The following is a 19,595-nucleotide window of genomic DNA, read 5'->3' as shown; positions in this document are numbered from 1 at the left end:
GGCTATTCGTCGTCGTCCATCAGCGCCGCGTTGACCAGGTCCTCGAGGTCCATGTCCGCGATGTCCTTTTCCGCGGTCAACGCGGCGGCCGGCGATGGTCCGTCCGTGCGACTGCCGTCGGCCTCGTTCGCCAACGCCAGCAACAGTTCCAGCACCCCGGCCTGCCGCAGCCGTTTGACCGGAATCGAGCCCACGGCGCGCTGGATCTCCGCTTCCCCGGGCGCGGCGGCCGGGCTCTGTTGCTCGGCCGCCCCGACGAGCTCGCGGTGCATGTAACCGGCCAGCGCCGCGGAGTTCGGGTAGTCGAAGATCAGCGTGGGCGACAGCGCCAGCCCGGTGGCGGATTTCAGCCGGTTGCGCATCTCGACCGCGGTCAGCGAGTCGAAGCCCAATTCCTGGAACGCCCGGTCGGGATCGATGGACTCGGGGCTGGAGTTGCCGAGCACGGTGGCGATGTTGGCGCGCACCAGGTCCAGCAGGACGGCCTGTTGCTCGTCCTCCGGCAGCCCCTCGAGGCGCTGCAGCAGAGCCGACTTCGACTTCGCCGCGGCCAGCGAATCGTCTACCTGACGCCGGGTGGGCGCGTTGATCAGGTCGACGAACATCGGCGGCAACGTCCCGCCGTCGAACTTGACCCGCAGGGCGGCAAGGTCGATGTGGGCGGGCAACAGGAACGGCTCGTCGACGACGAGCGCGGTGTCCATCAGTTCCAGCGCCTCGTCGGAGGACATCGCGACGATTCCGTCGCGGCCGAACCGGGCGCGGTCGGCGGAGCCGAGCGCACCGGTCATCGCGCTGGCCTGATCCCACAGACCCCAGGCCAGCGACATCGCCGGCAGGCCATGCATACGCCGGTGCACGGCCAGACCGTCCAGGAAGGAGTTGGCGGCCGCGTAGTTGGCCTGGCCGGATGCTCCCGCCAACCCCGCCATCGACGAAAACATCACGAACGCGGACACATCCAGGTCGCGGGTCAGCTCGTGCAGGTTCCACGCCGCATCGACCTTGGCCCGCAACACCGACGCCACCCGCTCCGGAGTCAGCGACGAGATCACCGCGTCGTCGAGCACGCCGGCCGCATGGATCACCCCCGACAGCGGCCGGTGCACCGGGATGTCGGCGATCACCTTGGCCAGCGCCTCGCGGTCGGCGGCGTCGCAGGCCACCACCTGCACCTGGGCGCCCGCGGCGTTGAGCTCCGTCACCAACTCGGCGGCCCCCGGCGCGTCCAGGCCGCGCCGGCTCACCAACACCAGGTTCCGCGCGTCGTGGCGGGTCACCACGTGGCGGGCCAACGCCGAACCGGCCATGCCGGTGGCTCCGGTGATCAACACGGTGCCCGCCGCCCAGGCGTCGGGCATGGTCATGACGACCTTGCCGACGTGGCGGGCCTGGCTCAGATACCGCAACGCCGCGGGCGCGCGACGTACGTCAAACCTGGTCACCGGCAGGGGCCGTAGCACGTCGTCGGCGAACATGGCTGCCAGCTCGTCGAGTATCTGTGCAATGCGGTCCGGCCCGGCCTCGAACAGGTCGAAGGCGCGGTAGCGCACACCGGGGTGCTCCCTGGCCACGGCGTCGGGCTCACGCATGTCGGTCTTGCCCATCTCCAGGAACGCGCCGCCGGGTGCGACGAGTCGCAGGGAGGCGTCCACGAAGTCGCCGGACAGCGAGTCCAGCACCAGGTCCATGCCGCGCCCACCGGTCACCGCCCGGAACTTGTCCTCGAAGTCCAGGCTGCGCGAGTCCGAGATGTGGTCCTCGTCAAAGCCCATGGCCCGCAACGTGTCCCACTTGCCGCGGCTGGCGGTGGCGAACACCTCCAGACCGAGGTGCCGGGCCAGCTGCACCGCGGCCATTCCGACGCCGCCCGCGGCGGCGTGCACCAGCACCCGCTGGCCCCGCTTGGCGGCGGCCAGGTCCACCAGCGCGTAGAAAGCCGTGGCGAAGACCACCGTGGTGGTGGCCGCCGCGGTGGGCGACCAGCCGGCGGGCATCTTGACGAGCAGGCGCTCATCGGTCCTGGCTATCGTGCCGGTGCCGTCGGGGAACAGGCCCATGACGCGGTCGCCGACCGCGAAACGCCCACTGCCCGTACTGGTTTTGGGGCCAGTTTCCACGACCACACCGGAGGCCTCGATACCCATGACGGCGTCGGGGTCCGGGTACAGCCCGAGCGCGATCATCACGTCGCGGAAGTTGGCGGCCAGCGCCGACACCGCCACCCGCACCTGCCCGGGCCCCAACGGGGCGTCGGCGTCCGGGATGCGCTCCATTCGCAGGTTCTCGAACGTGCCGGAACTGCTCATGCCCAGTCGCCACGGCCCGTCGCTCGGCGGCACCAGCAGGCCGGCGACGGCGCGACTGCCATGCACGCGCGCGGTGTACACCGTCGAACCGCGCACCACGACCTGCGGCTCGCCGACGGCCAAGGCGGCGGCCACGGACTCGTCGTCCAGCCGGCCGTCGGTGTCGACGAGCACGATGCGCCCGGGGTGCTCGGTCTGCGCCGAACGCACCAGGCCCCACACCGCCGCACCCGCAAGGTCGGTGACGTCCTCCCCCGGCAACGCCATCGCGCCGCGGGTGGCCACGACCAGCGTGCCGGAGTCACGGGCGAGCCAGGACTGCAGCACCGGTAGCACCGCGCGCGTCGCCGCATACACCTCGGCCACGACGTCCTCGGTCACCGGCGCGGACTCGAACACCACCGCCGCGGGGTGCGCCTCGGTGTCGTCGAATGCCGTTGCACCCCAGCGTGAAACGGTGACCGGCGGCACCGACGTCGATCGCTGGGCCGACCAGATGACTTCGAAGAGCCGGTCCGGCCCGGAATTCGACACAGCCGCCAGCAGCTGCTGGTCGGTCACGGGGCGGGCCACCATCGACCCCACCGACAGCACCGGCAGGCCCAATCCGTCCGCCAGTTCGATCGACACCGCCGAATCGCTCACCGGCACGATCCGGGCGCGCACCGCCGTCGCGCCGGCCGCGTGCAGCGAGATCTGCTGCCAGGAGAACGGCACCAGCATGGAACCTTCGGGGAGCTCGTCCCCGTCGGACGTCAGGATCACCGCGTGCAGTGCCGCGTCGAGCATCACCGGGTGGACACCGAACCCCGCCGCCGAGACGCCGCTGTCCGCGGGCAGGGCGACTTCCGCGAACACCTCGTCTCCGCGCCGCCACATCGAGGTCAGGCCGCGGAACGCCGGCCCGTAACCGTAGCCGCGGTCGGCCAGGCGGTCGTAGCCGTCGCCGACGTCGACCGGGACGGCACCGATCGGCGGCCACGCCGACAGGTCCGCGCTCGGCTGCACCGAGCCCGCGCGCAGCACCCCCTCGGCATGCAACGACCAACCCGAACCGGCGTCGGCACGCGAAAAGACGGACACGGCGCGGGTCCCGGCGTCGTCCGCGCCGCCCACGACGACCTGCACGGCGACCGACCCGGAGGCCGGCAGCACCAGCGGCGCCGCCAGATTCAGTTCCTCGACCACGCCGCAGCCCACTTCGTCGCCCGCGCGGATCGCCAGTTCGACGAATCCCGCGCCGGGGAACAGCACGACGCCGCCGACGGCATGGTCGGCCAACCAGCCCTGGGTGCCGGGTGACAACCGGCCGGTCAGCACCACCCCGCCGGACGACGGCAGTTCCACCACGGCACCGAGCAGCGCGTGCTCGCCGGGCACCAAACCCAGGCCCGCGGCGTCGACCGTGGCGCCGTCGCCGGCGAGCCAGAACCTCCGCCGCTCGAACGCGTAGGTGGGCAGCTCCACGAAATTGGCTTGCCCGATGGCGCGGCGCCAGTCGACGTCCATTCCGGCGACGAATCCCTGCGCGACCGCGTTGACCAGGGTCACCGGTTCCGGGCGGTCCTTGCGCAGCGCCGACATGGTGACGATCGGGGCGTCGGCGAGCGACTCTTCGATCGATGCCGTCAGCCCGCCGCCGGGGCCGACCTCGAGGAAGCGGGTCGCGCCGGCCGAGTGCGCGAAGCGCACGCTGTCGGCGAACCGCACGGCTTCGCGGATGTGCCGCTTCCAGTAGCCCGGCGACGCGAAGTCGTCGCCCGCCGGCTGCCCGGTCAGGTTCGACACGATCGGAATCGCCGGTTTGCCGAGGGCGAGTCCGGCTGCCACCGTGCCGAATTCGTCGATCATCGGATCCATCAGCGGCGAGTGGAAGGCGTGCGACACCGCCAACCGGTGAACGCGGCGGCCGTCGTCGCGCAGCTGGGCCGCGATCGCGGACACCTGGTCCTCGGCGCCCGAGATGACCACCGACGCAGGTCCGTTGACGGCGGCGATGCCGACGCTGGCCTCTTCGGAGCGCGCCAGCAGCGGCCGCACCTCCTCTTCGGTGGCCTGCACCGCGAACATTGCCCCGCCCTCGGGCAGGCCCTGCATGAACCGGCCCCGGGCGGCCACCAGCACCGCCGCGTTTTCCAGCGACAACACCCCGGCGACGTGCGCGGCCGACAGCTCACCGATCGAGTGACCGAGCACGAAGTCGGGGTGAATGCCCCAGGACTCGAGCAACCGGAACAAGGCGACTTCCACCGCGAACAACGCCGGCTGGGCGAATTCGGTGGTGTTCAGGAGGTTTTCGTCGTGCCCCCACACGACTTCCCGCAAGGGCCGCAGCAGGTGCCGGTCCAACTCGGCGACCACGGTGTTGAACGCCTCGGCGAACACCGGGTAGGCGGCGTGCAGGCCCATCCCCATGCCGAGGACCTGAGCGCCCTGGCCGGGAAAGACGAAGGCGGTCTTGCCGCCGGACGCGGCAGTGCCCTGGACGACCGATCCGACCTGGCCGGAAGCCAACTCGTCGAGGCCGGCGAGCAACCGCTCGCGATCCCCACCGACCACGACGGCCCGGTGCTCGAAGTTGGATCGGCCCGCCAGCGACCATGCCACGTCGGTGTCATCGAGCTCGTCATGCCGGCGCAGATGCCCGGCGAGGCGCTCGGCTTGGGAGCCCAACGCCGACAACGACTTTGCCGACACCACCCACGGCATGATCGGTAAGTTCCTGCGTTCCGGCACCGGCGCGGGCTCGGCGGGCGCGGCCTCGATGATCACGTGCGCGTTGGTGCCGCTGATGCCGAACGACGACACGCCGGCGCGGCGCGGACCGTTGGGCTGCCAGGGCCGCGGCTCGGTCAGCAGCGCGACCGAACCCATCGACCAGTCGACGTGCGGGCTGGGCTCGTCGACGTGCAGGGTCGCCGGCAACATCGCATGCCGCATCGCCAAAACCATCTTGATCACGCCGGCCACACCGGCGGCGGCCTGCGTGTGCCCCATGTTCGACTTGATCGATCCGAGCAACAGCGGCTCGGCGCGGTCCTGCCCGTAGGTGGCCAACAACGCCTGGGCCTCGATGGGATCGCCCAATGTCGTTCCCGTGCCGTGGCCTTCGACCGCGTCAACGTCGGCCGCCGACAATCCGGCGTTCGCCAGCGCCGCGCGCACCACCCGCTGCTGCGACGGACCGTTGGGCGCGGTCAGCCCGTTGGAGGCGCCGTCCTGGTTGATCGCCGAACCCCGCACCACCGCCAGGACGGGGTGGCCCAGCCGTTGCGCATCCGAGAGGCGTTCCACCACGAGCATGCCGCCACCTTCGGAGAACCCGGTGCCGTCGGCGCCGCCCGCGTAGGCCTTGCACCGGCCGTCCGCGGAAAGCCCGCGCATGCGGCTGAACTCGACGAAGATGTCGGGCGTGGCGTTGACGGTGACACCGCCGGCCAGCGCCAGGTCGCACTCGCCCGAGCGCAGCGACTGCGCGGCCATGTGCAGGGCCACCAGCGACGACGAGCAGGCCGTGTCCACCGACACCGCCGGGCCCTCCAGGCCGAGCGCGTAGGACACCCGCCCCGACGCCACGCTGGACGACTGGCCGGTCAGGCGGAAGCCCTCCGCGGCCGGGGCAGCGCCCATCCCGTAGCCCTGGGTGTACACACCGGCGAAGACCCCGGTCGCGCTGCCGCGCAGGGCGCCGGGCTCGATCCCGGCCCGTTCCAAGGCTTCCCATGACAGCTCGAGGAACATCCGCTGCTGCGGGTCCATGGACAGCGCCTCGCTCGGCGCGATGCCGAAGAAGGCGGGGTCGAAGTCCGCGACACCGTCCACGAAGCCACCGATGCGGGTGTAGCAGGTGCCCGGGACGTCGGGATCCGGGTTGTAGATGCCGGCCAGATCCCAGCCGCGGTCGGTGGGGAACTCCGAGAGCACGTCTCGGCGCTCGACGAGCATCTGCCACAGGTCCTCGGGGGAATTCACCCCGCCCGGATAGCGGCACGACATGCCGACGATCACAATCGGGTCGTCGCCGGCGGCGCGGACGACCGGGGCGGGCCCGACTTCCCGCGGCACCCCGGCGAGTTCGCTGCGGATGTAGCCCGCCAGGCCGTTGGGCGTCGGGTAATCGAAGATCAGGGTGGGCGAAAGCGGCAGCCCGGTCGCGGTTTTCAGCCGGTTACGCATCTCCACGGCGGTCAGCGAATCGAAGCCCAGGTCCTGGAACGCCTTGTCCGGGTCGACCGCCTCCGGCGTGGTGTTACCCAGAACGGTGGCGATGTGCGAGCGCACCAGGTCCAGCAGCACGGCGTGCTGTTCGGCTTCGGGCAGCCCGTGCAACCGGTGCGCCAGAGCCGATTTCGACTTTGCGGCCGCGAGCGAGTCGTCGACCCGGCGTCGCGCGGGGGCGTTGACCAGGTCGGCGAACATGGGTGGCACCGCGGCGGCGTGGGCGCGCAGCGCGTTCAGGTCGATGCGAGCGGGCGCCATGAACGGCTCGTCGACAACCAGTGCGGTGTCGAACAATTCCATCGCCTCGCCCGACGACAGGGCCAAGATGCCGTCGCGGCCGAGCCGGGCCAGGTCGGCGGCGTCCAGGCCGCCGGTCATGGCGCTGGCCTGATCCCACAAACCCCAGGCCAGCGAGACGGCCGGCAGCCCGTGGGCCCGCCGATGCGCGGCCAGCCCGTCCAGGAAGCTGTTGGCCGCCGCGTAATTGGCCTGGCCCGACGACCCCACCAGCCCGGCCATCGACGAGAACATCACGAAGACCGACAGGTCGAGGCCGCGGGTGAGCTCGTGCAGGTTCCAGGCCGCATCGACCTTGGCGCGCAACACCGCATCCACCCGCTCCGGGGTCAACGACGTGATTACCGCGTCGTCGAGCACACCGGCGGCGTGGATCACCCCGGTCAGCGGGTGCCCGGCCGGAATGCCGGCTATCACCGAGGCCAGCGCGTCCGGGTCGGCCGCGTCGCACGCGACCGCGCGAACCCGTGCCCCGCCTTCCTCCAATTCGGCGATCAGCTCGGCTGATCCGGGCGCATCGGGCCCGCTGCGGCTCAGCAACACCAAGTTCTGCGCACCGTGTTCGGTGACCAGGTGGCGCGCCAGCGTCGCACCCGCCATTCCGGTGCCACCGGTGATCAACACGGTGCCGGCCGCCCAGGCGTCGGGCATGGTCATGACGACCTTGCCGACGTGGCGGGCCTGGCTCAGGTAGCGCAGCGCAGCGCGGGCGCGGCGGATGTCGAAGGTGGTCACCGGCAATGGTCGCAGCACGCCGGCGTCGAACAGCCCGGCCAGCTCGATCATCCACTGGTGCATCCGGGGGCGGCCGGGTTCGAAGAGGTCGAAGGCGCGGTAGCGCACGCCCGGGTATTCCTCGGCGATCACACCCGGGTCGCGGATGTCGGTCTTGCCCATCTCCAGGAACACGCCGCCGGGCGTCACCAGCCGCAGCGAGGCGTCCACGAAGTCGCCGGCCAGCGAGTCCAGCACCACATCCATCCCAGCCCCGCCGGTGACGGCGCGGAACTTGTCCTCGAACTCGAGGCTGCGGGAGTCCGAGATGTGGTCGTCGTCGAAGCCCATGGCGCGCAACGTGTCCCACTTGCCGCGGCTGGCCGTCCCGAAGATCTCGAGCCCCAGGTGCCGACCCAACTGGACCGCGGCCATGCCGACACCGCCGGCGGCCGCGTGCACCAGCACGCGCTGACCGGGCTGCACGTCGGCCAGGTGCACGAAGGCCATGTACGCGGTGGTGAATACGGCGGAGATGGCGGCGGCTTCGGCGTACGACCAGTCCGCCGGCATCGGCTGCAGCAGGCGGACGTCGCCGGCGACCAGCGTGCCGCTCCCGTCGGGGAAGAACCCGTAAACCGAGTCGCCGACGGCGAATTCGGTGACGCCCGGACCGATTTCGGTCACCACGCCGGCGCCTTCACCGCCGAGCAACGCGTCGTGGGTGAACATGCCGAGCGTGATCATGATGTCGCGGAAGTTGGCGGCTATCGCGCGCAGCGCCACCCGAACCTGGCCGGGCTCCAAGGCCGCACCGGCGTTGGGAACCGGCTCCAACCGCAGGTTTTCGAAGGTACCGGCGGTGCCGATGCCCAATCGCCAGGGGCCGTCGCCGGGAGGCGTCAACAGGTCGTCGACGGCGCGGCTTGGCCGCACCCGCGCGGTGTGGACCTGACCGTTGCGCAGCAAGACCTGCGGCTCACCGGCCGCGAGCACCGATGCGGCCGCCTGATCGTCCAGGGGCACATCGGAATCCACCAGGACGATGCGGCCGGGATGCTCCGTCTGCGCCGAGCGCACCAGACCCCATACCGCCGCGCCGGGCAGGTCGCGGACGTCCTCCCCCGCCAATCCGACGGCCCCGCGGGTCGCCACGATCAGCACACCGGAGTCGTGGTCGGTCAACCACGATTGCACGGCGGTCAGCGCCTGGTGGGTGCGCTGGTAAGTCGCGGTGACGGGATCCTGCTCGCTTGCAACGGATTCCAAGATTTCGTACGACGGGACGGGACCGGGGGCGGCCGACGGAGTGACCGGCGACCAGGTCAGCTCGAACAGTCGCTCGGGGCCGGCGCTCGACACCGCGGCGCGCAGCTGCCGCTCGCTGACCGGGCGGGCCACCATCGCGCCCACCGACAACACCGGCAGGCCCAGCCCATCGGCGAGCTCGATCGAGATCGCTGCGGCCCCCCCGTCGGCATGTGCGCCGCGATGGTTCGGCGCGATCCGTGCCCGCACGGCGGTTGCCCCCGCGGCGTGCAACGACACGTCCTGCCACGAGAATGGCAGCATCACGTCGACGGGCTGTCCCGCCGCCTGGCGGGCAATGATGACGGCGTGCATCGCCGCGTCGAGCAGCGCCGGGTGCACCCCGAACCCGCCGGCGCCGCCCGCCGCGTCCGGCAGCCGCACCTCGGCGAAAACCTCGTCGTCGCGGACCCATGCCGCGGTCAATCCCCTGAACGCCGGGCCGTAGCCGTACCCCTGCGCCGCCAGCCGGTCGTAGCCGTCGGCCATTTCCACGGCGACCGCACCCGCGGGCGGCCACGCCGACAGGTCGGCGCCGGGCTCGAGCGACCGCGAGCTCAGGACGCCCTCCGCGTGGCAGACCCACCCCGAACCGGCCTCAACGCGGGAAAACACCGACACCGCGCGCCGCCCCGATTCTTCGGCGGGACCGACGACCACTTGCACGGCAACCGAACTCGATGCGGGCAGCATCAGGGGCGCCTGCAGCGTCAGTTCGTCGACCACCGGGCAGCCGACCTGGTCGCCCGCCCGGATCGCCAACTCCACGAACCCGGCGCCCGGGAACACCGCGGCGCCGGCGACCGCGTGGTCGGCCAGCCACCCCTGCAGGCTCGGCGACAACCGACCGGTCAGCAGCACTCCGTCCGACGCGGGCAGCTCCACCACCGCGCTGAGCAACGCGTGCTCGCTGGTGCCCAGTCCGAGGCCGGTGGCGTCGGCCCCGACGCCCTCACCGGAGAGCCAGAACCTGCGCCGGTCGAAGGCGTACGTGGGCAACTCCACGAAGCCCGCCCCCGCCAGCGCCCCACGCCAATTCACGTTCACGCCCGCCACGTACGCGGCGGCGGCCGAGGTCAGGAACCGCTCGAGGCCGCCGTCATTGCGGCCGAGGGTGGGAACCACGATGGGCGCGGGGTCGCCGGCGGAGCTCCCCAGGCAGTCGCTGCAGGTGTCTTCGATGCCGGCGATCAGCGCGGGATGCGGGCTGGATTCGATGAACGTGCGGTACCCGTGCTCGCATGCGGCGCGTACCGCCTGGTCGAACTGCACGGTCTGGCGGATGTTGCGGTACCAGTACGCGGCATCCAAACCTACTGTGTCCAAACGGCTTCCGGTCACCGTCGAGAAGAACGCGACGCGCGAGGAACGCGGCTCGATACCGGCCAGGGCCCCGGCCAGCTCGTCACGGATGGCCTCGACCTCGACCGAGTGCGACGCGTAGTCCACGTCGATGCGGCGGGTGCGCAGCTCCAGGTCGGCGCAGAACCCCACGAGTTCCTCCAGCGCGGCGACTTCGCCCGACACCACCACCGCGGAACGGCCGTTGACCGCCGCGATGCTCACTCGATTTCCATAGGGGGCCAACAGTTCCCGCGCGCGCTCGGTGCTGCACGCGATCGACAGCATGCCCCCGGAGTGGGCCAGCGCCCGCAGCAACTTGCTGCGCAGCGTGACCACCCGCACGGCGTCGCGCAAGGACAGCGCGCCCGCGACGTACGCGGCGGCGATCTCCCCCTGCGAATGGCCGATCACCGCGTCCGGGCCGACCCCGACCGATTTCCACAACTCGGCCAGCGACACCATCACCGCGAACAGCACCGGCTGCACCACGTCCACACGATCCAGGCCCGGAGCGCCCGGGGCGCCGCGCAGGACGTCGATCAGCGACCAGTCGACGAATTCCGCGAACGCCTCCGCACACGCGTCGATCTGCTGCGCGAATACCGGTGCGGTGTCCAGCAATTCGATGCCCATGCCCAGCCACTGGGAGCCTTGGCCGGGGAACACGAAGACGTTCTTGCCCGCGGGCGCCGCGCTGCCCTGAAGGACGGTGCCGGCCGGGTCGTCAGCGGCCAACTCGTCCAGCCCGGCCAGCAACCGATCCCGGTCACCGCCGACGACGACGGCCCGGTGCTCGAACGTCGCGCGGCCGGCCAGCGTCCAGGCTACGTCGGCGACATCGAGCTCGGCGTGACCGCGCACATGCCCGGCCAGCCGGGCGGCCTGGGACCGCAAGGCGGGCAACGACTTCGCCGACACCACCCACGGCACCGTCGCGGGCTTCGATCCGCCCTCGGAGGGCTCGGGCGCCGGGGCCGCCTCAACGATGACGTGGGCGTTGGTGCCGCTGATCCCGAACGACGAGATGCCCGCTCTTTGCACCCGGCTCGCCGGCCAGGGCTGCGACTCGGTCAGCAGCGACACCGATCCTGCCGACCAATCGACATGCGGGCTGGGCACGTCGACATGCAGTGTCGCCGGCAACATTTCGTGGCGCATGGCCTGGACCATCTTGATCACACCGGCCACGCCCGCGGCGGCCTGGGTATGACCCATGTTCGACTTGATCGACCCCAGCCACAGCGGCTGTTTCCCGGGCTCTGCCCTCTCTTGGCCGTAGGTCGCCAGCAACGCCTGCGCCTCGATGGGGTCGCCCAACGTGGTGCCCGTTCCGTGGCCTTCCACGACGTCCACGTCGGCGGCCGACAGGCCGGCGTTGGCCAGCGCGGCACGCACCACCCGCTGCTGCGAGGGACCATTGGGCGCGGTCAGCCCGTTGGACGCGCCGTCCTGGTTGACCGCCGACCCGCGCACCAGCGCCAGCACCGGATGGCCCAACCGCCGGGCGTCCGAGAGCCGCTCGACGACCAGCATCGCACCGCCCTCCGACCAGCCGACGCCGTCGGCCGCCCCGGCGTACGCCTTGGACCGGCCGTCGGGAGCCAGGCCCCGGTGGCGGCTGAACTCGACGAAAACGGTCGGGGTGGCGTTCACGGTCGCGCCGCCCGCCAGCGCCAGGTCGCACTCCCCCGACCGCAGCGACTGCACCGCCATGTGCAATGCCACCAACGACGACGAACACGCGGTGTCCACCGACACCGCGGGGCCCTCGAGCCCGAGCACGTACGACACCCGGCCGGAGGCGACGCTGGAGGTCATGCCCGTCAGGCGGTAGCCCTCGATCTCCTCGGCGAGCATGCCGTAGCCCTGGACGATCAGGCCGGCGAAGACACCGGTCGCGCTGCCCCGCAGCCCGCTGGGGTCGATCCCACCCCGCTCCAGCGCCTCCCAGGACAGTTCCAGCAGCATCCGGTGCTGAGGGTCCATCGCGAGCGCCTCGCTCGGGGCGATGCCGAAGAACGCCGGATCGAAGTCGGCGACGCCGTCGACGAAGCCGCCGCTCTTTGCGTACGTCTTGTGGCGCGCGTCGGGGTCCGGGTCGTACAGGCTCGCCAGGTCCCAGCCGCGATCGGTGGGAAAGTCGGTGATCACGTCGCGGCCGTCGGCCACCATCTGCCACAGGTCCTCGGGCGTCTCCACGCCGCCGGGGAAGCGGCAGGACATGCCGACGATCGCTATGGGTTCGCTCGACCGCTCCAGCAGCGCGCGGTTGGTGCGTTTCAGGCGTTCGACCTGAACCAGCGCTTTGCGCAGCGCCTCGGTCGCATGCTGGAGTTGATCCACCACCACTACCTCTCGCCTAACTTGGCCGTCAGCTGCCCCGATGCGACTCTCGCCGAGTCACGGAAGTTGCTGCACGATGCGATGTCGTGCGGCTTCCCGGCCCAAGAATGTCGCTGGTGAGTATGGCCAACTCTGACGGTATTTCAAAACGTCCGATGCTCCCGACTGCTACAGGAGGACCGGCTTCGGCGTGAGGCACGCCTTGTCGACGGGGATGCGGAACGCGCCGTTGCGGCCGCGGGCATCGGGGCCCCTCGAGACCCGGATACACCGGGATGCCACGGACGCGCCTTCCATGGCGAGACTGTACCCGGCTGTGCATCGATCGTGGTCAGGCCCGGTCAGACGCCCGCGCGGCGCCAGCCGTCGGCCGCCCGGGCGGCGCGGATCAGCACGTCGCACAATTCGCGAAGTTCGGTTGCCTGGGCCCCTTCTTCGAGGGCGGTGGCGACATCCTCGGCCGCGCACCGCACCTGGTAGACGCGGTCGGACAGGTCGACCGCGTCGTCGGCCGACAGGACCACCGCGTCGGGCGGTAACGCCAACGCGGACCCGCCGCCTCGGGTCAACGAGGCGCGTTGTTCGTAGGCGCGCTGCCGGCAGGACTGCCGGCAGTACTGGCGGCGACGCCCCATCCCGGCGTCGGACACGTCTCGACCGCACCAACGGCACGGCTGCGGATGAGGGCGACGGCTCACGCCTGCCGACTTTAGTCGGGATTCCCGGGCGGTCCCGGTATCATTGAAGGTCGCGTCGCGTACGCCGGCTGCCCACGGCCGGGAACTACGCAGGCCGCCGCGACGTTCGCCAAACGGACAGAATCGCACTACAGCCCGACCGTCCAGAACACAGACGTCCAGAAGACCCAGAGGAGTAGCAACATGGCTGATCGCGTTCTTAGGGGCAGTCGCCTCGGAGCCGTGAGCTACGAGACCGACCGCAACCACGACCTCGCACCGCGCCAGATTGCGCGGTACCGCACCGAAAACGGCGAGGAGTTCGAGGTTCCGTTCGCCGACGACGCCGAGATCCCCGGCACCTGGCTGTGCCGCAACGGCATGGAAGGCACCCTCATCGAGGGCGACCTGCCCGAGCCGAAGAAGGTGAAGCCGCCGCGCACACACTGGGACATGCTGCTCGAGCGCCGCAGCGTCGAAGAACTCGAAGAGCTGCTCAAGGAGCGGCTCGAAATCATCCGGTCACGCCGCCGCGGCTGACCCCGGCCGGTTAGGTGCGATGGTCGGCGCGCTGGCTGCCGACGCGGGCCTTGCGGCCCTCGATGCCCCACCTGGTGACCTTGACCAGCGCCTCGCGGATGTTCGATCCGCTCATCTTGGAGACGCCGAGTTCCCGCTCGGTGAAGGTGATGGGCACCTCGGCGATGACGAAACCGTTGCACACCGTGCGCCAGGTCAGGTCGATCTGAAAGCAGTACCCCTTGGAATCCACCGCTTCGAGACCGATGGCCTCGAGGACTTCGCGGCGGTAGGCGCGGTAGCCGGCGGTGATGTCGTGGACGCCGATGCCCAGCGCGAGCCGCGCGTAGGTGTTGGCGGTCCAGGAGAGGGCCCAGCGTCGCCACGGCCAATTGCGCACCGATCCGCCCTCGACGTAGCGGGAGCCGATGGCCAGGTCGGCCCCGGTGTCCACCGCGTCCAGGAGACGGTGCAGCTGCTCGGGCGCGTGACTGCCGTCGGCATCCATTTCCACCAACACCGAGTAGTCGCGGCTCAGGCCCCAGGCGAAGCCCGCCAGATACGCCGCGCCCAGGCCGTCCTTCGCGGTGCGGTGCATCACGTGGGTGCGACCCGCGTCGGCGGCCGCGAGTTCCTCGGCCAGCTCGCCCGTGCCGTCGGGGCTGCTGTCGTCGACGATCAACAGGTGCACGTGGGGGCACGCCTCTCTCAGCCGCCGGTGGATCACCGGCAGGTTCTCCCGCTCGTTGTAGGTGGGGATGATCACCAGGACGCGCTCGCTGGGACGATTTCCCGAGTCCCGGGGCGCCGGCTGGCCGGTGGTCATGTAGCTCCTCTGTGTCGCCCGAAATCACGCGACGGTGGTCGGCCGCCCTCGTGGGGCGGAGTGTAGTCACCGCCGTGCTGCGGCGGAGCCTCGTCCCCGCCCTCGCCGGGCGGACTGTCCGGGTCAGCCTCGTCATCGGGCGCGGTGTCGCCCGTGGGCCTACCGGCGTTTTCGGATTCGTCCGGGGGTTCGGACCTCCGACGAATCGGACGCGGGAACCATCCATTGTGCCGTATCCCGGCCAGGATGGCCGCTCCGGCCGCCGCGACCAGGAGCCATTGCAGCATCGGGCCCCAGCGCGTGGCCGGCGTCAGCCTGGTCTTCAGGCGCACCTGGATGTCCAGGTAATCCGGCTGGAAGAAGTCCGTGCGCACCAGCTCGACCCCGTCCGGCGCGATCACCGCGCTGATCCCGGTGGTGCCGGCGACCACCACGTATCGATCGTGCTCGACGGCCCGCACCTTGGCGAACCCCAGCTGCTGCTCGCTCATCGTCTTGTTGAACGTGGCGTTGTTGCTCGGCACGGCCAGCAACTGGGCGCCGTTGAGAACCGCTTTGCGCGGGACGCGGTCGAAGATCACCTCCCAGCAGGTGGCTACGCCGACCGGCACCCCGGCGATGTGCACGACGTCCCGGCCCGGGCGGGGCACCATGTTGCCGGCGCGGTCGGCGTACGCGGAAAGGTGGCTGAACAGCCACGGCATCGGCAGGTATTCGCCGAAGGGCTGCACAATTTCCTTGTCGTGGCGGTCGGCCGGCCCGGTGGCCGGATTCCACACGATCATGGTGTTGGTGTACTGAGGGTTCTCCGGCGGGCTGCCGGGCAGTTCCGCCACGGTGCCGATCATGATCGGCGCGCCGACCGCGGTCGCGGCCCGCGATATCTCCAGCGCGGCGTCGACGTTGACCAGCGGGTCGATGTCCGAGGAATCCTCCGGCCAGACGACGAATTGCGGTTGCGGCGCCTGACCCGCGCGGACGTCCTCCGCCAGCCGCAGCGTCTCGCGGACGTGGTTGTCGAGGACCGCCCGGCGTTGCGCGTTGAAGTCGAGACCGAGCCGCGGAACGTTGCCCTGCACCACCGCGATGGTGACCGAAGGCTCGCCGCCCGACCCCGTGCCGGCGTGCCGCACCTGCGGCCAGACCAAAACCGACGCGAACAACACCAGGCAGATGCAGACGCCGGGCAACACCACCGCGGGCGGTGCCGCGTCCACCGGCGCCGCTTCGTCGGCGCCGCGGTGCGCCCGGCTGCCGGCGCGCCACCACTTGACGATCTCCAGCTCGATGGCGGTCGCGCTGAACCCGACGAGCACGATCGCCGTGGAGAGCAGCGCAGCCCCCCCGAGTTGGGCCAACGGCAAGAAGGGGCCCTGCGCCTGACCGAATGCGACCGACCCCCACGGAAAGCCGCCGAACGGGACGAGCGATTTCAGCCACTCCTGAGCCGCCCACACCAGCGCGAACCACACGGGCCAGCCGGGGAGCCCACGCACGAGCACGGCGCACAGCCCGAACAGGGCGGGGAACAGCGCGCACGTCATCGCCAGCACCACCCACGGCACGGCGCCCACGAGCAGGCTGATCCAGGGCAGCAGCGGCAGGTAGAACGCCAGCCCGAAGAGGAACCCGTAACCCAGGCCGCCCGCCGGCGTGGTCGCCGGATGCTTGAGCACCCAGGCCAGCAAGGCGGCCGCCACGACCGCTCCCCACCACCAGTTCAGCGACGGGAAGCTGGCGAACAGCAGCACGCCGCCGGCCACCGCGCACGCCAACCGGCTCAGCCGGGGCGCCATGGCGGACCGTACGGCGGGCAGCCGGGCGCGCGCCGCGGCGCCCAGTCCCGCGGCCGCCCGGCGCGGCACGGTCGCCGGGCGGCCCGCGCGCGGCGTGGCAGCGGGCTCGGTGCTGTCGGGTCCGGCGTCGGGGGCGGGTGGGGTTTCGAGCTCTGAGTCGACGGCGGCGGGCTCGTCGTCGCGATCGGATTCGGCTTCGTCGCCGATCGGGTCGCCGATCGGGTCGCCGATCGGGCGCGCCGGCGGGTCGGGCTCGTCGGCGCGGTCGGGTCGGCCCCGTCGGCCGAACCATTCCCTAGCCATGGATGACAGCGCCCCGATGCACCGTTCGCCGGCAGCGCGGCAGCGCGTCGTCGGGGCCCAGGCGGGGCAGGGCCGGCACCCGGGCACGCGGGTCGGTCGACCACCGCGCAACTGCATCCCGGGGGGCGTGGACGTCCAGGGCACCGGCGTCCCAGACCGCGTAGGAGGCGGGCGCGCCGGGCACCAGCGTTCCCGTCACGCCGTCGTGGACGCCGGCGGCCCGCCAGCCGCCCCGGGTGGCGGCGGCGAACGCGGCCCGTGCGGAGACCGCGCTGCCGGGCGTGTGATGGTTGACCGCCGCGCGCACGCTCGCCCACGGGTCGAGGCCCGTTACGGGAGCGTCGGAACCTAGCGCGAGGGGCACGCCTTGGGATGCTAACAGCGCTAACGGGTTGAGCCGACTGCCTCGCTCGGCGCCCAGGCGCCGCGCGTACATGCCGTCGGCGCCGCCCCACAACGCGTCGAAGTTGGGCTGCACGCTGGCGATGACGCCCCATTGGCCCAGCCGGGCGGCCTGCTCGGCCGTGACCATTTCGACGTGCTCGAGGCGATGCCCGCAGCGGGCGACGGCCACCGCCCCTAGCCGCGCGACGACGCGTTCGAAGGCGCTCACCACCGCCGAGACGGCGGCGTCGCCGATGACATGGAAGCCCGCCGTCACCTGCGCCTCGGTGCAGGCCCGCACGTGCGCCTCGATGGCGTCGGGCTCGAGATAACGGGTGCCTTGCCGATCCGGGGCGTCGGCGTACGGCTCGTGCAGCCACGCGGTGCGGGATCCGAGCGCGCCGTCCACGAACAGGTCGCCGGCCAGCCCGCGGGCCCCAGTCTGCTCGATGAGCGCCCGCGCGTGGGCGGCGGTGCTCACCGCCTCGCCCCAGTAGCCGGTCACCTCGACGCCGTGTCCGAGGGCCCGCAGCCGCAGCCAGTCGTCCAGCCCGCCGATCTCGGGGCCGGCGCATTCGTGCACCGCGACGATGCCGGCCGCCGCCGCGGCCGCCAGGGCGGCCGCACGGGCCTCGGCCAGCTGGCCGGGCGTCAACAGGTCACGGGCGACCGCGCGGACCGAGTGGTGGGCGTCGCCGGTGAGCGGCCGGTCGGGGTCGAATCCGGCCGCCGCGGGCAGGTCCGCGGCCAGCCGGCGCAACCCCGTCGAGGCGAGCGCGGAGTGGACGTCGATCCGGGAAAGGTAGGCCGGCCGGTCACCGAGGACGGCGTCGAGGTCGGCGGTGCTCGGGGGAGCGTTCTCGGGCCACGACGACTCGTCCCAGCCGTGCCCCCACACCGGTAGGCCCGGGTGCTCGGCCGCATGCTCGGCGAGCAGTTGCATGCAGTGCGCGCGCGAGCCCGCCGCGCGCAGGTCCAGCCCGCTCAGCGTGAGGCCGGTCGCGGTCAGGTGGATGTGGCTGTCCACGAACCCGGGCGCCACGAACCCGCCGTCCACGTCCTCGACGTCGGCGTCGGGGAACTGCTCGCGACCGACTTCGTCGCGGCCCAGCCACGCGACGACGTCGCCGCGCACCGCCATGGCGGTGGCGTCGGGATGGGACGGGCTGTGCATCCGGCCGTTGACCAGCAGCGTGGTGGGCGTGTCGTTCACAGGGCAAAACTACGTGGGTCGCGGCCGGGCGATCAGTCCCAGCCGGGCCGCCCCGGATATCCGCCGCGCACAGGCTCGTCCGGGAGGGCGGGCGGCCTGAAGTCGCGGACGTCCACGACCTCGCCGTCGATGTAGCCGTCGTGGGCGCCGGCGTGGCCCTGCCGTGGGGCGAACAGCGTCGTGTCGGCGAGCAGCGGCATCCGCCGCCGCAGACCGCGCATGGCGATCGCGGCCAAACCGGGACCGACGGCCGACCGGACCGGCCGCACCAGCAGCAACAGCCCCAACGCGGTGGTGACCAGCCCGGGCACCAGCACCAGGGCGGTGGCCAGGGTGACCAGCGTCCCGTCGCGCACGGCGACGCGCGGCTCGGCCAGGCCGGAACGCAAGTGCCCGATCTGGCGGACGAGGCGGGAGCCCATCGCCGGCACCACCAGGCCCCAGCCGAGCAGGAACGCGCCCGCCAACGCCAGCAGCGTCCAGCCCCACCCAACCGTCGAGACCAGGGCGATGATCGCCACCAGCTCGACGGCGGCGTAGACGAAAAACAGCCGTGACAGCATGTCCCGCCAACGCGCGCCGACCGCGGCGAAGTTCCCATGGTGGCGCCCGGGGCGATTGCAGTTAGATGACGATATGACCACGATTGAGATCGACACCCCCGACGGACCGATCGACGCGCTGCTGGACCTTCCCGCCGGCCAGGGCCCGTGGCCCGGCGTGGTCGTCATCCATGACGCGTTCGGATACGCCCACGACAAGGAGTCGACGAACAAGCGGATCGCGCAGGCCGGCTACATCGCGATCACACCGAACATGTACGCGAGGGGCGGCCGCCTGCGCTGCATCACCCGGGTGATGAAGGAGCTGCAGACACAGCGCGGCCGCGCCCTCGACGACATCACTGCCGCCCGCGATCACCTGAAAGCCATGCCGGAATGCTCCGGCCAGGTCGGCATCGCGGGCTTCTGCATGGGTGGCCAATTCGCTTTGGTCATGTCGCCCAAGGGTTTCGGCGCCTCCGCGCCGTTCTACGGCGCTCCCCTGCCCCGCCACCTCGACAAGACGCTCGACGGGGCGTGCCCGATCGTGGCCAGTTTCGGCGCCCGCGATCCGCTGGGACGGGGCGCGCCCGAAAAACTGCGCGCGACGATCGCCGAAAAGAACATCACCGCCGACGTGAAGGTCTATCCCGGTGTCGGCCACAGCTTCGCCAACGAACTGCCCGCCCAGCCATTGCTTCGGATCACCGGTTTCGGCTATGACCGCGCGGCCACCGAGGACGCCTGGCGCCGGGTCTTCGCGTTCTTCGGCGAACACCTGGCCGCCGGGGCCCGATGA

The 19,595-nt window shown here is 71.5% G+C and carries 6 protein-coding genes and 1 pseudogene; 2 read left to right on the top strand and 5 right to left on the bottom strand.

From position 1 onward, the window contains the following. Positions 1 to 2: 2 nt before the first annotated feature. Together BST44_RS13850 and BST44_RS30650 are read right to left on the bottom strand one after the other, a co-directional pair. Positions 3 to 12,539, bottom strand: coding sequence for a type I polyketide synthase (locus BST44_RS13850; RefSeq protein WP_083177718.1), 12,537 nt, complete (start codon positions 12,537 to 12,539; stop codon positions 3 to 5). A gap of 338 nt (positions 12,540 to 12,877) precedes the next feature. Then, positions 12,878 to 13,234 carry a hypothetical protein gene (locus tag BST44_RS30650; protein WP_083177673.1) on the bottom strand — a complete coding sequence of 119 codons (357 nt, stop codon included), beginning with the start codon at positions 13,232 to 13,234 and terminating at the stop codon, positions 12,878 to 12,880. Between the two features lie 183 nt (positions 13,235 to 13,417). On the opposite strand from BST44_RS30650, the gene rbpA reads away from it, so the two are divergent. Next, positions 13,418 to 13,753: an RNA polymerase-binding protein RbpA gene (rbpA, locus tag BST44_RS13840; protein WP_023364597.1), complete on the top strand. Its 336-nt coding sequence runs from the start codon at positions 13,418 to 13,420 to the stop codon at positions 13,751 to 13,753. Positions 13,754 to 13,763: 10 nt separating this feature from the next. Here rbpA and lnt read toward each other — a convergent pair. From lnt to BST44_RS13820, 3 genes and pseudogenes are all read right to left on the bottom strand, one after another. Next, a pseudogene (gene lnt, locus BST44_RS13830) lies at positions 13,764 to 16,354 on the bottom strand (apolipoprotein N-acyltransferase). A gap of 295 nt (positions 16,355 to 16,649) precedes the next feature. Continuing rightward, positions 16,650 to 18,215: an amidohydrolase gene (locus BST44_RS13825; RefSeq protein WP_083177717.1), complete on the bottom strand. Its 1,566-nt coding sequence runs from the start codon at positions 18,213 to 18,215 to the stop codon at positions 16,650 to 16,652. A 71-nt stretch (positions 18,216 to 18,286) separates the two neighbouring features. After that, positions 18,287 to 18,817: an FxsA family protein gene (locus BST44_RS13820; RefSeq protein WP_083177671.1), complete on the bottom strand. Its 531-nt coding sequence runs from the start codon at positions 18,815 to 18,817 to the stop codon at positions 18,287 to 18,289. Between the two features lie 73 nt (positions 18,818 to 18,890). Between BST44_RS13820 and BST44_RS13815 the strand changes: the two genes are divergently transcribed. Next, complete coding sequence (locus BST44_RS13815) at positions 18,891 to 19,595, top strand: dienelactone hydrolase family protein (RefSeq protein ID WP_083177670.1); 705 nt, start codon at positions 18,891 to 18,893, stop codon at positions 19,593 to 19,595.

Source organism: Mycobacterium scrofulaceum, from assembly GCF_002086735.1.
Classification (GTDB): Bacteria; Actinomycetota; Actinomycetes; order Mycobacteriales; family Mycobacteriaceae; genus Mycobacterium; species Mycobacterium scrofulaceum.
This window is presented reverse-complemented; position numbering and strand designations above follow the sequence as displayed.

Coding starts and splice junctions, on each gene's coding strand:
- BST44_RS13825 (WP_083177717.1), bottom strand. CDS start 18,215: ATGCACAGCCCGTCCCATCCCGACGCCACCGCCATGGCGGTGCGCGGC.
- BST44_RS13815 (WP_083177670.1), top strand. CDS start 18,891: ATGACCACGATTGAGATCGACACCCCCGACGGACCGATCGACGCGCTG.
- rbpA (WP_023364597.1), top strand. CDS start 13,418: ATGGCTGATCGCGTTCTTAGGGGCAGTCGCCTCGGAGCCGTGAGCTAC.
- BST44_RS13820 (WP_083177671.1), bottom strand. CDS start 18,817: ATGCTGTCACGGCTGTTTTTCGTCTACGCCGCCGTCGAGCTGGTGGCG.